This is a genomic window from Enterobacter sp. Lyrl_3 (assembly GCF_051948675.1).
Taxonomy (GTDB): Bacteria; Pseudomonadota; Gammaproteobacteria; order Enterobacterales; family Enterobacteriaceae; genus Enterobacter; species Enterobacter cloacae.
This window is the reverse complement of the sequence record NZ_JAYJLI010000003.1, coordinates 85,910-100,032: the sequence shown is the minus strand read 5'-3', so window position 1 is coordinate 100,032 and position 14,123 is coordinate 85,910. Positions and strand designations below refer to the sequence as shown.

At 57.6% G+C, this 14,123-nt stretch carries 11 protein-coding genes; 4 read left to right on the top strand and 7 right to left on the bottom strand.

Annotation, left to right across the window (positions count from 1 at the left end; genetic code table 11):
• Positions 1 to 99: 99 nt before the first annotated feature.
• The 3 genes from VF709_RS08190 to VF709_RS08180 are packed head-to-tail and all read left to right on the top strand — an operon-like array spanning position 100 to position 1,939.
• Entirely contained in the window at positions 100 to 714 is a 615-nt protein-coding gene (locus VF709_RS08190) for a methylthioribulose 1-phosphate dehydratase (RefSeq protein ID WP_013097612.1), read from the top strand.
• On the top strand, positions 711 to 1,400 hold the full coding sequence (mtnC, locus tag VF709_RS08185; protein WP_038980999.1) for an acireductone synthase: 690 nt from the start codon (positions 711 to 713) through the stop codon (positions 1,398 to 1,400). Before VF709_RS08190 ends, mtnC begins: the two co-directional genes overlap by 4 nt.
• A complete protein-coding gene (locus tag VF709_RS08180) occupies positions 1,397 to 1,939 on the top strand; it encodes a 1,2-dihydroxy-3-keto-5-methylthiopentene dioxygenase (protein WP_029882124.1) in 543 nt (180 codons plus the stop codon). The genes mtnC and VF709_RS08180 overlap by 4 nt, the downstream gene beginning before the upstream one ends.
• 63 nt (positions 1,940 to 2,002) lie before the next feature.
• On the opposite strand, the gene VF709_RS08175 is transcribed toward VF709_RS08180, so the two are convergent.
• Positions 2,003 to 2,473, bottom strand: a complete 471-nt coding sequence (locus tag VF709_RS08175; protein WP_020685647.1) for an SRPBCC family protein — start codon at positions 2,471 to 2,473, stop codon at positions 2,003 to 2,005.
• A gap of 43 nt (positions 2,474 to 2,516) precedes the next feature.
• Positions 2,517 to 3,533 carry an S-methyl-5-thioribose-1-phosphate isomerase gene (mtnA, locus tag VF709_RS08170; RefSeq protein ID WP_038418891.1) on the bottom strand — a complete coding sequence of 339 codons (1,017 nt, stop codon included), beginning with the start codon at positions 3,531 to 3,533 and terminating at the stop codon, positions 2,517 to 2,519.
• Between the two features lie 104 nt (positions 3,534 to 3,637).
• Here mtnA and mtnK point away from each other — a divergent pair, with 104 nt between their 5' ends.
• Complete coding sequence (gene mtnK, locus VF709_RS08165) at positions 3,638 to 4,837, top strand: S-methyl-5-thioribose kinase (protein ID WP_057072251.1); 1,200 nt, start codon at positions 3,638 to 3,640, stop codon at positions 4,835 to 4,837.
• Positions 4,838 to 4,866: 29 nt separating this feature from the next.
• Here mtnK and VF709_RS08160 read toward each other — a convergent pair whose 3' ends face one another.
• The 5 genes from VF709_RS08160 to VF709_RS08140 all read right to left on the bottom strand — a co-directional run bounded on the left by VF709_RS08160 (position 4,867) and on the right by VF709_RS08140 (position 14,059).
• Positions 4,867 to 9,024, bottom strand: a complete 4,158-nt coding sequence (locus VF709_RS08160) for an Ig-like domain-containing protein (RefSeq protein ID WP_193144466.1) — start codon at positions 9,022 to 9,024, stop codon at positions 4,867 to 4,869.
• Between the two features lie 131 nt (positions 9,025 to 9,155).
• Positions 9,156 to 10,397: an LVIVD repeat-containing protein gene (locus tag VF709_RS08155; RefSeq protein WP_028028043.1), complete on the bottom strand. Its 1,242-nt coding sequence runs from the start codon at positions 10,395 to 10,397 to the stop codon at positions 9,156 to 9,158.
• A gap of 83 nt (positions 10,398 to 10,480) precedes the next feature.
• The gene (locus VF709_RS08150; RefSeq protein ID WP_139937083.1) at positions 10,481 to 11,545 is read right to left on the bottom strand and encodes a sugar ABC transporter substrate-binding protein; all 1,065 of its coding nucleotides are present in this window, start codon (positions 11,543 to 11,545) and stop codon (positions 10,481 to 10,483) included.
• A 19-nt stretch (positions 11,546 to 11,564) separates the two neighbouring features.
• Positions 11,565 to 12,560 carry an ABC transporter permease gene (locus VF709_RS08145; RefSeq protein WP_139937084.1) on the bottom strand — a complete coding sequence of 332 codons (996 nt, stop codon included), beginning with the start codon at positions 12,558 to 12,560 and terminating at the stop codon, positions 11,565 to 11,567.
• On the bottom strand, positions 12,557 to 14,059 hold the full coding sequence (locus VF709_RS08140; RefSeq protein ID WP_057072254.1) for a sugar ABC transporter ATP-binding protein: 1,503 nt from the start codon (positions 14,057 to 14,059) through the stop codon (positions 12,557 to 12,559). The genes VF709_RS08145 and VF709_RS08140 overlap by 4 nt, the downstream gene beginning before the upstream one ends.
• Positions 14,060 to 14,123 lie beyond the last annotated feature (64 nt).

Sequence of the window (14,123 nt, the reverse complement as noted above, 5' to 3'; positions counted from 1 at the left end):
TTATGTTGCTGCCACTATAACACGATGTTAGTCTTTGGCAATCAAGACGCTTAGACGTCTAAACAATATGAATATTCCTGACCGAGAGGGTAAAAGGAAATGACAGACAACCTGCAACTCACGCAACTGGTCGAAGCCTGCCGCTGGATTGGCGCCAAAGGCTGGGCCCCCGCCACCGGCGGTAACATGTCGGTACGTCAGGATGAAAACCTGTGCTGGCTCAGTGAATCCGGCAAAGACAAAGGCAGCCTCACGCCGGATGATTTTCTGCAGGTGGAGATCGCCACCAATCGCGCCCCCTCTGGCCGTAAACCTTCGGCCGAAACCGGGTTACACACGCTTATCTATCGCCTGTTCCCGGAGGCCAACGCCGTACTGCACGTCCACACGGTGAACGCCACGGTGCTCTCGCGGCTGGTGAAAGAGGCGGAGTTGCACATCAGCGGCTTTGAAATGCAAAAATCCCTCACCGGGCAGACCACGCATCTGGCTACGGTTGCCATTCCGGTATTCGATAACGACCAGGATATAGACGCCCTCGCTTCGCGAATCGCCCATTACGCGCAGGAGCGCCCGCTTAATTATGGTTTTCTTCTGCGCGGCCATGGCTTAACCTGCTGGGGACGTGATGTGGCCGAAGCCCGCCGTCATCTGGAAGGATTAGAATTCTTATTTGAATGCGAAATGCGTTTACGACAACTGGAGAAGATATGATTCGCGCGATTGTGACGGATATTGAGGGAACCACCAGCGATATCCGTTTTGTCCATGATGTTTTGTTCCCTTATGCGCGTGAGCGTCTGGCGGCCTTCGTCACCGCCCAGCAGTACGCAGAGCCGGTCAAATCGATTCTGGACAACCTGCGCGATGAAATCGACGCTCCGCACGCCAGCGTCAGCGATCTTATCGATACCCTCTTCACCTTTATGGATGAAGACCGTAAATCGACGGCGCTGAAGGCCCTGCAGGGAATTATCTGGCACGACGGTTACGTCAACGGCGACTTTACCGGCCATCTCTACCCGGACGTGCTGCCCGCGCTGGAAAAATGGAAAGCGCAAGGCATTGATCTCTATGTTTATTCCTCTGGCTCCGTCGCTGCGCAGAAACTGTTATTTGGCTACAGCGATGAAGGTGATATTACTCATCTGTTCAGCGGCTACTTTGATACCCATATTGGTGCCAAGCGTGAGGTGCAGTCTTATCAGAATATTGCGGCGCAGACGGGCATCGCCCCGTCGCAGATCCTGTTTCTGTCGGATATCCATCAGGAGCTGGACGCCGCTGAACAGGCCGGTTTTCGCACCCTGCAGCTGATTCGCGGTGATGATGACGGTGCAAGCCACCATCATCAGGTTCACCAGTTCGACGAGATTAACCCGGAGCAGATCCCTTCATGAGCGCATTAACCATTTATTCCGATAAAGACGCCAGTAAGCACCTGTGGCACAGCACCGACGCCGCCGAGATCGCCCAACAGCTCAACGCCAAAGGCGTGCGTTTTGAACGCTGGGCGGCTGACCGTGATTTAGGTCGCGACCCTGCCCCAGAAGTGGTCATTGACGCTTACCAGCATGCCATCGACAAGCTGGTCGCGGAGAAAGGCTATCAGAGCTGGGATGTGATCAGCCTGCGCGCCGACAACCCGCAAAAAGAAGCGCTGCGCGCCAAATTCCTCAACGAGCACACCCACGGCGAAGATGAAGTGCGCTTTTTCGTGGAAGGCGCGGGATTGTTCTGCCTGCACATTGACGATGAGGTGTATCAGGTGCTGTGCGAGAAAAACGACCTGATTTCGGTGCCAGCAGGCACACCGCACTGGTTTGATATGGGCTCAGAGCCAAACTTTACGGCCATCCGTATATTCGATAATCCGGAGGGCTGGGTGGCGCAGTTTACCGGTGATGCGATTGCGGATGCGTATCCGCGTCTGGCATAGATGAAAATTGCTCCCTCTCCCTTTGGGAGAGGGCTGGGGTGAGGGCATCAGGCCGCTTTATCTTCAATGCTTCAATCCCTTCACATACCCCACCAGCTGATCCAGCACGATCCCCCAGCCTTCATGGAAGCCCATCTGTTCATGCTGCTCACGGATTTCTTTCGTGGGATGGCGCGCAATCGCCGTATAGCGGGTTTTGCCCTCCCCAAGATCTTCCAGCAACAAAATCGCCGTCATAAACGGCTTTTCGGCTGGTTTCCACCCTTCGGTATAGCCGTCGGTAAAGACCAGCTTTTTACCGGGATCGATTTCCAGGAAAACACCTTTATTGTCCATTTTTTGCCCGTCCACGTCGAAAACGGTATTGAACCGTCCACCCACGCGCAGGTCGAGGTCGCATTCGGTCACTTTATGGGGGGCAGGAATAAAGAAGTTTTTGATGTGCTCTGGCGTCGTCCAGCAGAGCCACAGCAGGTCGCGCGGTGCATCCACCACGCGTTCCAGTTTTAAGTCTGTTTCGGGATCGAGCGTCACGATGTTGTCCTCTCAGGGGAACCCCTTACAAGGATAGCCGGACTCAGGCGAATTTCCCCTTTGCTACCGCTTCCGGCGTGACCACGCCCGTATCCAGTACCCAGCCGCTAATCAGCGAGGCTGGGGTGACGTCAAACGCCGGGTTGTAAACCTGCGCATTTTCCGGTGCCCACTGTACCGCGCCGAAGCTTCCCGCCACGCCCGTTACTTCACTGGCCGCGCGCTGCTCAATCGGGATCGCCTCACCGTTCGGGCACGCCGGGTCGAGGGTGGTTTGCGGGGCGGCGACATAGAACGGAATGCCGTGAAATTTCGCCAGCACCGCCAGGGAATAGGTACCGATTTTGTTCGCCACATCGCCGTTGGCGGCAATACGATCTGCCCCCACCCACACGGCATCCACCTCCCCTTTTGCCATCAGGCTGGCGGCCATGGAGTCGGTAATCAGCTGATACGGCACGCCCAGCTCGCCGAGCTCCCACGCGGTCAGCCTGCCGCCCTGCAGCAGCGGACGGGTTTCATCCACCCAGACGTTGCTGACGTTGCCCTCCTGATGTGCGCGAGCAATAACACCCAGCGCAGTGCCGACGCCTGCAGTCGCCAGACCGCCAGTGTTACAGTGGGTCAGCAGGCGGCTACCGGGCTTCACCAGCGCGCTGCCCGCTGTCGCAATGGCGTCACAAAGCTGCCTGTCTTCGTCAATCAGTCGCAGAGCTTCCGTCACCAGCGCCGGAACGAAATCTTCCTGCCAGAGCGCCTGCTTCATGCGGTCGAGATTGTTCATCAGGTTGACCGCCGTTGGGCGTGCAGCGCGCAGCGTTTCCAGCGCCAGCGCCAGCTCGTCGCGGCTTTTCCCCTTTTCCGCCAGCAGCGCCAGCAGCAGACTTGCAGAGAGACCAATCAGCGGCGCACCGCGCACCCTAAGGGCGTGAATATGCCCCACCAGCGCCTCGACCGTTGAGGCGTCAAGCCAGCGTTTCTCCTGCGGAAGGGCCTGTTGGTCGAGAATAAAGAGCTGATTATCCGCCACCCGCAGGCTGGTCGTCTGTAATGTCTGCATGTCGTTAATTCCCTGTTGCGTTGTTGTAGCACATTGTGTCAGGATGAAATCCAGATGTATAGACGTCTAAATGTCTTTATTCGCAAATCAGTGAGGAGCAGGCAATGTCGCAATACCGTACCTTTACCGCCCAGGACGCCGTGGAGTATGCCAGGCAGTTTGGCGGCCTTGATAATCCATCATCACTGGTAGAGGCGCAGGAAGTGGGCGACGGCAACCTCAATCTGGTCTTCAAAATTTTCGATGCTCAGGGCGTGAGCCGCATCATCGTAAAACAGGCGCTGCCATACGTTCGCTGCGTCGGTGAGTCCTGGCCGCTGACGCTGGACCGCGCCCGTCTTGAGGCGCAAACGCTGGTGGAGCATTACAAGCACAGCCCGCAGCATACCGTGAAAATTCATCATTTTGACCCGGAACTGGCGGTCATGGTGATGGAAGATCTCTCCGACCATCGCATCTGGCGCGGGGAGCTGATTAAGAATAACGCCTACCCGCAGGCTGCGCGTCAACTGGGAGAGTATCTGGCGCACACGCTGTTCCACACCAGCGATTTTTACCTGCACCCGCACCAGAAAAAAGCGCAGGTTGCCCAGTTCATTAACCCGGAGATGTGCGAGATCACTGAAGATCTGTTCTTTAACGATCCGTACCAGATCCACGAGCGCAACAACTATCCGGCTGAGCTGGAAAACGATGTCGCCGCCCTGCGCGATGACACCCAGTTGAAAATTGCCGTGGCCTCCCTGAAGCATCGCTTCTTCTCCCACGCCGAAGCGCTATTGCACGGGGATATCCACAGCGGATCGATTTTCGTGGCCGAGGGTAGCCTGAAAGCGATCGACGCCGAATTCGGTTACTTTGGCCCGATTGGGTTTGACGTGGGCACCGCCATCGGCAACCTGCTGCTGAACTTCTGTGGCCTGCCGGGGCATTTAGGCATCCGCGATGCCGCTGCCGCCCGGGAACAGCGTCTGATCGACATTCAGGCGTTATGGAATACCTTTGCGGAGCGCTTCCAGGCGCTGGCGCACGAGAAAACCCGGGATGCCGCGCTGAGTGCGCCGGGCTATGCCTCTGAATTTTTGAAAAAGGTCTGGCGAGATACCATTGGTTTCTGCGGAACGGAGCTGATTCGCCGCAGTGTGGGGCTGTCTCACGTCGCGGACATCGATACCATTCAGGACGACGCGATGCGTCACGAATGTCTGCGCCACGCCATCACGCTGGGTAAAGCGCTGATTGTGATTGCCGATCGCATCGACAGCGTGGAAGAGCTGGTGGCAAGAGTGCGCCAGTACAGTTAAAAAAACCTCCCTTTCGGGAGGTTTTTGCATCAGTTTTTGGTGAGCGTGGTGGTCACGGTGTAATCGAGAGACCACGACGAATGCCAGTCTTTACCGGCAAACTTGATATTCCCCCGGTAAACCCCGCTCGGGAGATCCGGGTTATCGGCCTCAACATACTTAAGGCTGGCGCTATAGCCTGTGGTTTCCCAACTGCTACACAGAACCGCCACATTGAACGGACGGGTGGAGCAATCCGATCTGCGCTGCGCGCGAATCTTCACGTCCCGGGTATTGCCTTGTTCGTCCTTCATCGGCACGACAAGCGTACTGTAACCTTCTGCGGTCCATACCAGGGACGTCGGCCCCTGCGTACTTCCCGTTGCCACAAACCCAAGCGAAGGGAAGCCAAATATTGCGCCCGTACTGAATGCGCTTGTCGAACCGGTGACGCTCCACATGGCTGAATAGCTGGCAATAAACACAACCGTTTGATCGGTTTTAGTGGTGTTATTACTCTCTGCACTCACCTTTGCCGTACCGGTATCCGGGCCACTCAGCTTCACGGTCGCCACGCCGCTGCCATTGGTCACACTGGTTTGCGCTGAAAGGGTATTAAGCGTGGTGTTCCAGTTGACCGTCGCATTTTTGACGGCATTACCGTTTACGTCTTTCACCACTGCGGTGTAAGTAATGCGGTCGGTGTTGACTACCGCGTGGTCAGAACTGGCCTTGAGGCTCTCAACCCTGGCGGTGGTCGCATCGCCAATAAATGTTACCGGCTCCGCGTTTATCGCCGCCGTTGAACCGACAACTGTTGCGCTAACCGTTGCCGTTCCGGCCGTTGTCGTTGACGCCGTTACAACCGCCTGACCCGCTTCGTTGGTTTTTGTGCTGGCGCTGGCAAGTTTCACGCTGCTGTTATCTACACGCCACGCCACATCCACACCGCTAAGCGGGTTATGGTTGGCGTCTTCGACGGTGGCGGTCCAGCGTATGGTCGCGTTCCCGTCAGCCACCGCCTCTTTTTTATCCGCACTCAGGCTCGTAAATTGCGCTGTCGCCGGATTACCGGTCACGGAGAGAGTAAGCGTCTGATCGCTACCATTCACCGTCGCGGTAACCGTCATGTTGCCCGCTTTGCGCGATGAGAAGCGCGTTTCAGCCTGCCCTTGCGCATTGGTCATTGCTGAAACGGGCGTCAGGGTCACATCAGCCGCATTACTGCTGCTCCAGTTAACGGCAACGCCTGGTACAGGGTTCTGATGGCTGTCCACCACGGTTGCGGTTAACAGTACGGTATCGCTGTCAGCCACAATGCCGGTCGTTTTATCCGCCGTGAGGGTAGCCAGCTTTGCCGTGGTGGTGTCACCGGTGAAGGTCAGTTTTGTCACGCGTAACGTGTTACTGCCGAACGTGGCCTGAAGAGAATATTCCCCCGCGGTTTCAGAACGTAAGGTCACGCTCGCCTCACCCGATGCATTCGTCACGCTGCTCGTATCGGACAACGTCGCGCCGGAAGGGCTCACCGCCCAGCCAACCTTCGCTCCGTCAACCGGGTTATCATTGGCATCCACAACGGTAGTGCGCACGGTGATACCGTCGGTGCCATTGGCCACCGCCGTCAGACTGTCGGCGGCCATCTCCGTCATTTTTGCAGTCGTGAGATCGGCCGTAAAGGTTGCGCTGTCAGCACGAACGGGTGCGCTTTCAGCGGTCTGAGCCGTGATGACAACGCTGCCTGATTTCAGCGAGGTAACCACCAGCGAGACATTGCCCTGCGCATCCGTCCGCGTACTGCTGGCGGCGAGCTTAACGTCTGGGTTATCTGCCGACCAGTTAACCTCTACGCCCGAAATGGCGTTACCCTGCAGATCGCGCACCTGCGCCGTCCAGGTAATACTGTCGCTGCCGTTGGCCACGGCCTGTTGCTTATCGGCCACTACGGCGGCGATACGCTGCGTGCTGGTGTCTGCGACAAACGTTACGGCTTCCGCTTTCACCGCATTCTGCTGATTTACATCAGCATAAACCCAGGCAACGCCCGTTTTTGCTGACGACAGCGACAGCGTTGCGTTTCCGGCAGCGTCGGTAACCGAGGTTTTGCTTCCTGCGGTCGTGCCATCTTCCCGCTTCACCGTCCAGTTAACCGTCACGCCTTCAAGCGGATGATTGCTGTTATCTGCGACCTGCGCGGTATACGTTACGCTGTCGCTGTTATTGGCAACAATGCGGGTTTTATCGACATTGACCGATCTCACCTGTGCGCTGGCGCTGTCCGCAACAAATTTTAGCGTCGGGGTAGAGAGCGGGTTACCGTCCGCCAGTTGCGCACTCACTGTCGTCGAAACCACGTCACGGCTAATGAGCTGAATGCTGGCCTGCCCTTGTTCATTGGTGAGGGTGCGTTCAGCAGACAGCTGAACCGCAGCGTTATCCGCTGTCCATTTCACCTCTTGCCCCGAAACGGGATTGCCGGACCGATCGACAACGCTTGCCACTACGACAATTGGCGTTACGCCGTCTGCCGGTGCGCTTACGGTCGACGGACTGAGTGATGCAAGTTCCACAACCTCGGACACCGCCTCTTCAGTCACAGAGGCGGTAGCAAGCTTAATATTGCCGTCGATGAACGTCTGAATGGTGAGGGTGGCAGGCGCGGTTCCGCTGATAAGCGTTGCGCTGTATACGCCGCTGCTCGTTTCGCGAAACGCGCTTATTTGCGGTGCGACAGGCGCCGCGGTGCCTGTAACGGCATTTTTCAGGGTGATCGATGCGCCAAGACGCTCCGATAACCCGGTTGCAGCCTCGCCGGATGCGGTTTTTAGCGCCAATGTTAATACCGACTGACTGGTGCCATCCGCCGGTAAGCGGGACGGAGACGCCGTCAGGCTGGGCTGCAGCGTGGTCACGTCCATGCCGTTTACGTTCACCGTCATCCGCGCGGTATCAGAAGCGTTACCGTGCTTATCCCAGGCCGTTGCGGTTAACGTATACGCGTTGGAACCGCCATTTTTCCAGGCTGGAAGCGTAATTACCACCTGGGCCGGATCGGCACCCGGTGTGATTTTGCCGCCGTTACGTATCAAATTGTCACCCTGCCAGTCGATGCGTTCGAGCCCGTATTTCGTTTTAACCTTCGCGGTTACGGTCTGGCGGGCATTTTCATTCCCGGCAATGTTTTCTGGCAGTGCGAGCGAAATCAGCTCCTGCTTACGGTAATCCAGGACAATATTGTTATTACGATCGACCAGCTCCTGACGTGACCCCAGCAGCGTACGGCGTGCCCCCACCTGGTCCGCATCAAGCTGCGTGCGCAGCGGCACGCCCGGCGCCCAGTTGACCGCAAGGTTAAACTGCGTATCCGATGCCTCGCCCTTACCCATTTTTTGGTTTACACCCAGGGTAACCAGCGGAACGGGTGTGTAGCTCAGTCCAACGGTTACGGCGTAAGGATCTTTCTGACGATCGTCCTCATCATCACCGAAAAGCCCGACGTGCTGACCATAGTATTGTTCGTAGACGAGGTTCGCCCCAAGCTGCGGATACGCGGGGAGATACCCGGTTGCACGCAGGTCAAAGCCGTTCGCCACGCGCTCGTCATAATCGCGATACCGGGACGAAGACATCCAGTCGCTTAAACGGTAGTAGCCGTTGGCTGAAAGACGCAGATAGTCCCAGCCTAGCTCGGCTCCAACACCAAGGCGCTGATGCTGATTCGCCGAAACCTGGCGATCGTAAAAGGTATTCACGCCCCACATCCATGCGGTATTAAATTCACGGTAGCCAAACCCGACATTAACGATATTTCTGTCGTCGTGACGACGTCCCCCCAATTGGGTGAACACCAGCGACGTTTTTTGCTCGTATAAAGGGATAAGCAGATCTAACTCCGCGTCCTGAATGGAAAAATGCTCATCAGTACCGATATTCAGACGCGTGGTACCAAATTGATTTAACCAGTACTCAATTTCCTGCGTGGCGGTATTTGTTGCCTGGGACGTAATTGCGCTGGCGACAGAACGGCCACTGCCGCTCTCCAGCAGTGACCCCGCCTGCACGGCGGTTTGTGCCACTACCCGCTCGGTGGTTTGCGGCTCGGCTACCTTATCCTGCGCGGCGACGGGCGTCGCGCCCAGCGAAAATAACGACGGCGGAAGGAGTTGCAGTGCTATTTGCAACCAGGCTGCACATTTTTTCAGGCTCATTAAATTCATCCTTGAATAAAAAAGAGCCATAGTACGTATCAGGACTTAAAGATAAAGTCGGCGCGTTTATTTTAAGAATCTATAAATATAAGCATTCACCTTATAAATATATTTCAGCCCCCCTTTCCCCTTCAGCCCAAATATTCAATCACCGACAACCCGCCGTTATAATCCGTGCTGTAAATAATTCCCTGCGCATCCACAAAAACATCACACGACTGGATCACCTGCGGGCGATTCGGGCGTGTATCCATCATCCTTTCAGGTGCAGCAGGTACCAGCGCCCCCGTTTCCACCGGGCGGTAGGGATTCGAAATGTCATACGCACGCACCCCTGCATTCTGAAAGGTGGCGAAGATCAGCGTGGAGCTGACAAAGCTTCCCGGCCGGTTCTCATGCAGATTATGCGGGCCGAAATGCGCGCCTTTCGCCACGTAGTCTCTTTCATCCGGCTGCGGGAAGGTGGAGATACTTACCGGGTTCGACGGCTCGCGGATATCAAACAGCCAGATGAACTTCTCGCCGTCCTCCTGGTTGTCGAGCACCGCTTCGTCGAGCACCACCAGCAGATCGCGGTCCGGCAGCGGCAGCGCGGTATGCGTCCCGCCACCAAACGGCGGGCTCCAGTTGCGGTGGCTAATCAGCTTCGGCTGAGTGCGATCTTTGACATCCAGCAGCGTTAAACCACCGTCACGCCAGCTGCCGTATGCCGTATCCCCGGCAATAATGGCATGATGCAGCGCGTAGCGTTTGCCTTCCGGCCACTCTGGCCGTTCACCTGCGGCCTGGTTCATCCCCGGCAGCCACCAGCGCCCTGCCACTTCGGGCTTACGCGGATCGGCCAGGTCGATGGTCAGGAAGATATAGTCGGTAAAGCCGTCGATCAGCGCCGACACATAGGCCCAGCGACCGCCGACGTACCAGATGCGGTGGATACCAATGCCATTTAACGACAGAAAGCCGATTTCACGCGGCCTGTCCGGCGTGGAGATATCAAATACGCGCAGCCCGGCGCTCCAGCCTTTGTCCTGCACGTCGCTGACGGTCTCCCCCACCTGACGGGTGTAGTAGACCTTTTCATCGGCGAAGCGGGCATCGGCAAACAGATCCCGGGCGTTAATCACCAGTAGCAAATCGTCGTGTGCCTGCAAATGCACATTCCAGGTGCCGGGCGGCGCAGGTACATAACCCGCCGCTTTCGGGTTTTTCGGGTCGCGCACGTCAACAATCGAAAAGCCCTGCGACACCATATGGCCAATATACGCATAACCGCGGTGCACCATCAGCTGTACGCCGTCCGGGCGACCGCCCTGGTCGCTATGGCCAATCAGCCGCATATTGCGGCTGTATTCAGGGGTGGGTAATGTTGTCACCTTTAGCTCCTTTCGCCGGGTGGCGGCTGCGCCTTACCCGGCCTACCACACCGTAGGCCCGGTAAGCGCAGCGCCACCGGGCACTATTTTGACTTCGCTTCCAGCGTCGCAAACCACGGCGCAATAAAGTCTTCGGTCTGTCCCCAGCCCGGAATGATTTTCCCCAGCGACGCCACATTCACCGCACCCGGCTGGGCGGTCAGCAGCGCCTGCGGGATCGCCGCTGCTTTAAAATCATAGGTTGCAGGCGTCGGCTCCCCGGCAATCTTGTTGGCGATCAGACGCACGTTAGTTGCCCCAATCAGCTTCGGATCCACCGCCACGCTCACTGCCCACGGGCTTCTCGGCTCGCGCATCAGCTGTAAATCCTGGTTGGATATGTCGATGCTGTAGAGCTTAATTTCAGTGCGGCCATTCTCCTTCAGGGCTTTATACGCCCCCTGGCTGAAGGCGTCCCAGGTGCCCCAGATAGCGTCGATTTTACCTTTCGGGTATTTCGCCAGAATTGCGCCGACCTTGTTGGCGGTATCGCCCTGTACGTCCGACGACACCGCGCCAATAGACTCCAGCTCTTTGATATTCGGGTACTGTTTCTGCAGTTCCTTATACGCCGCCTGACGACGCTCCATCGGCGGGAAACCGGCGACCCACAGCTTGACGATATTGGCCTTGCCGTTGAAATCTTTCGCCAGCTGGCCGAAGGAGAGATTCGTCAGGGAGGCATCGTCCTGCTGGGTGACCGTCACGCCTGGGATCTCGCCGTTGACGGCGGTATCAAACACCGAAACCTTAATCCCGGCATCCACCGCCTTCTTCACCAGCGCGGTCGCATACGGATCACGCCCCTGAGAGAGAATAATCCCGTCATATTTCTGGCTGATCGCCTGATTCACAAAGTCCTGGAATTTTGCGTCGTCACCGTTGCTTAAAAAGGTGCTGACCTTAAAGCCAAGTTTTTTCCCTTCCTGAATCGCCCCGGCGACAAACTGCGTGGTGTTGTCATCCGAGCCAAGGTTGCGGATCACCGCAATGCGAATGGGGCCGTCGTGGTTGGCAATGGCCGCCGGAACCGGTGCAGGCGTAGCCGCAAAGCCCGGCAGAGAGGTGAGTAACCCAAGAGCCACCAAAGAGAGTGCAATCTTTTTCATTTTTTATCCCGTTGTGTTGTCAGCGTTTTTGTATGTAAGTAATCGCCAGCGCCACGGCAAGCACCAGCCCTTTTATAATGTCCATGGCGTAATACGGTACGGAGAGCATCACCAGCCCGTTCGACAGCACGCCCAGAATGACCGCCCCCACCAGCGTTCCCAGCGCGTTCGGCTTGCCTGACCCGGCCAGCGAAAAGCCGATCCACGCTGCCGCCACCGCGTCCATCAGATACCCGCCACCCGCATTCACCTGCGACGACCCAATGCGCGAGGCCAGCAAAATCCCACCCAGTCCGGCCAGCAACGAGGCAAGCACGTAGGCCGCGACCTTGTAACGCGTGGTGCGAATGCCTGAAAGGCGCGCCGCCTCCGGGTTGCCGCCGATGGCATACATGCGCCGGCCGTGGGTGGTCAGTGACAATCCCAGCTGTGCCAGCAGGGTCACCGCCAGCATGATGATGACGATGGTCGGCACCTGCCCCAGCAGGCCGAACGCCGCCGGAATGGTTCCTTCCGCCATTTCACCGCTCGGCAGCACCATGTTCTCGGTAATTGACCCGCCGTAGCTGTAGGTCATCGCCACGCCCTGTATCACGAACAGGCTGGCAAGCGTCGCGAGCATGTCCGGAATACGCAGAATGACGATCAGAAAGGCGTTAAACAGCCCGACCAGGGTACAGAGCGCGAGGGTGATCAGGATCGACTCGGTGGTGCCGAAGCCGTGCCAGACGAAGAGCGAAATCACCAGCGCATTCGCCAGCGACGCCGTGGAGCCAACGGAGAGATCGAACCCGCCAACGGTCAGCGAAATCGACACGCCGATGGCGATCACCGTGACGATGGCGATCGAGCGCAGAATGTTGATGATGTTGTTCGGGTCGAGGAAGCTGTCCGACGCCAGGCCAAAAACCACCACCAGCGCCACCACGGTGAGTAACATGCCCCACCGGTAGAGAAAATCGAAAATCTGTTGACGGCCAGGCGCCGCCGCGGTCACTGAAAGGGCTTTGCTCACGACGCCGTTCCTCCGGTTGAATAATAAAGTAGTGTCTCTTCCCGCGCCTCGGCCCCGGGGATTTCCGCCACGATGCGTCCGTCCCAGAGCACGCAGATGCGATCGCACAGCCCCACCAGCTCGGCAAACTCGCCCGAAGCGTAAATCACCCCTTTGCCCTCGCGGGCCAGGCCGTCAATCAGTTGAAACAGATCGGTCTTCGCTTTGACGTCAACGCCCTTGGTCGGCTCGTCGAATATCAGCACGCTGGCGTCATTGCGCAGCCATTTGCCAATGGCAACCTTCTGCTGGTTACCGCCAGAAAGCCGACGTAAAACCTGCCCCGGCCCGCGTGTTCGCACGCCGACGCGGGCAATCACCTCTTCCGCCCAGCGCCACGCCTGACGATGGCCAAAGAGACTCCAGCGCGAAAAGCTGTTATCTGCCGTCACGGCCAGGTTCATGCTCACCGGCTCGTCGATGAAAATCCCCTCCTTGCGTCGCTCCTCCGGTACCAGCGCCAGCCCGCGCAGCACAGAATCGGCCGGATCGCGCGGTTTCCAGGGCTGATGATTGAGCTCGCCACGCTCCACCCGGCTTTTGCTGGCACCAAACAGCGCCTTGCAGAGTTCGGTTTTGCCTGCGCCCGCCAGCCCGGCAATGCCGAGGATTTCGCCTTTACGCAGATGCAGGGAGATATCTTTCAGCAACGCGTCGTCGTGCAGCCCCTCCACCCGCAGCAGCGTCTCGTCGCGATGCACAGGGCGGGCTGGCGGGTAGATATCGCTTAGTTCGTGGCCGAGCATCTTCTCGACGATCGCTTCGCCGCTGAGCTCCGCCATCGGGCCGGTCTCAATCAGCTTGCCATCGCGCAACACCGTTAAGGTGTCACAGATGGCTTTCAGCTCATGAATGCGGTGCGAGATAAATACCACGCCAATGCCCTGCTGCTTTAAACGCCGCACCACCGCGAACAGGCGTTCACTGTCGTGGGCATCCAGCGGTGCGGTAGGTTCATCGAGGATCAAAAAACGGCAGTGATGCGACAGCGCCCGCGCCAGCAGGATCTGCTGTTTTTCAGCCAACGAACAGCTGTCGATGGAACGGCGAACGTCCAGCGCAACGTCGAGCTGCGCCAGCGCCTGCTTCGCCTGTTGACGAATAGCACGCCAGCGGTAGCGATGTCCCGGCTGCGCCAGCTGGTCGAGCATGATGTTTTCAGCGATGCTCAGCCCCGGAACCAGCGCCACGTCCACTTCCTGCTGCACAAGGTGGATCCCCAGCCGTTTGGCATCGAGCGGTTCGCGGATCGTCACCGGCTGGTTATTAATGCAGATCTCCCCCTCATAGCGATCGTGCGTTCCACACAGCACCGCCATCAGCGTCGATTTCCCCGCGCCGTTAGCCCCGGTCAATGCATGCACCGATCCGCCGTTCAGGGTAAAATCCACGCGCGACAGTGCCTGAAAGCCGGAAAAGGCCAGGCTGATACCGCGCATCTCAAGGCGACTGGAAACCATCCGCGTAGGATCCTCATTAATAGTTTGATTTATTGAATTTTTCACAGCTCCGGTTGACTGACAA

Excerpts from the sequence above, each read along its gene's own strand:
- VF709_RS08190 (WP_013097612.1), top strand. The coding sequence starts at position 100 with ATGACAGACAACCTGCAACTCACGCAACTGGTCGAAGCCTGCCGCTGG.
- mtnC (WP_038980999.1), top strand. The coding sequence starts at position 711 with ATGATTCGCGCGATTGTGACGGATATTGAGGGAACCACCAGCGATATC.
- VF709_RS08180 (WP_029882124.1), top strand. The coding sequence starts at position 1,397 with ATGAGCGCATTAACCATTTATTCCGATAAAGACGCCAGTAAGCACCTG.
- mtnA (WP_038418891.1), bottom strand. The coding sequence starts at position 3,533 with ATGCAGACATTACAGACGACCAGCCTGCGGGTGGCGGATAATCAGCTC.
- mtnK (WP_057072251.1), top strand. The coding sequence starts at position 3,638 with ATGTCGCAATACCGTACCTTTACCGCCCAGGACGCCGTGGAGTATGCC.
- VF709_RS08160 (WP_193144466.1), bottom strand. The coding sequence starts at position 9,024 with ATGAGCCTGAAAAAATGTGCAGCCTGGTTGCAAATAGCACTGCAACTC.
- VF709_RS08150 (WP_139937083.1), bottom strand. The coding sequence starts at position 11,545 with ATGAAAAAGATTGCACTCTCTTTGGTGGCTCTTGGGTTACTCACCTCT.
- VF709_RS08140 (WP_057072254.1), bottom strand. The coding sequence starts at position 14,059 with ATGGTTTCCAGTCGCCTTGAGATGCGCGGTATCAGCCTGGCCTTTTCC.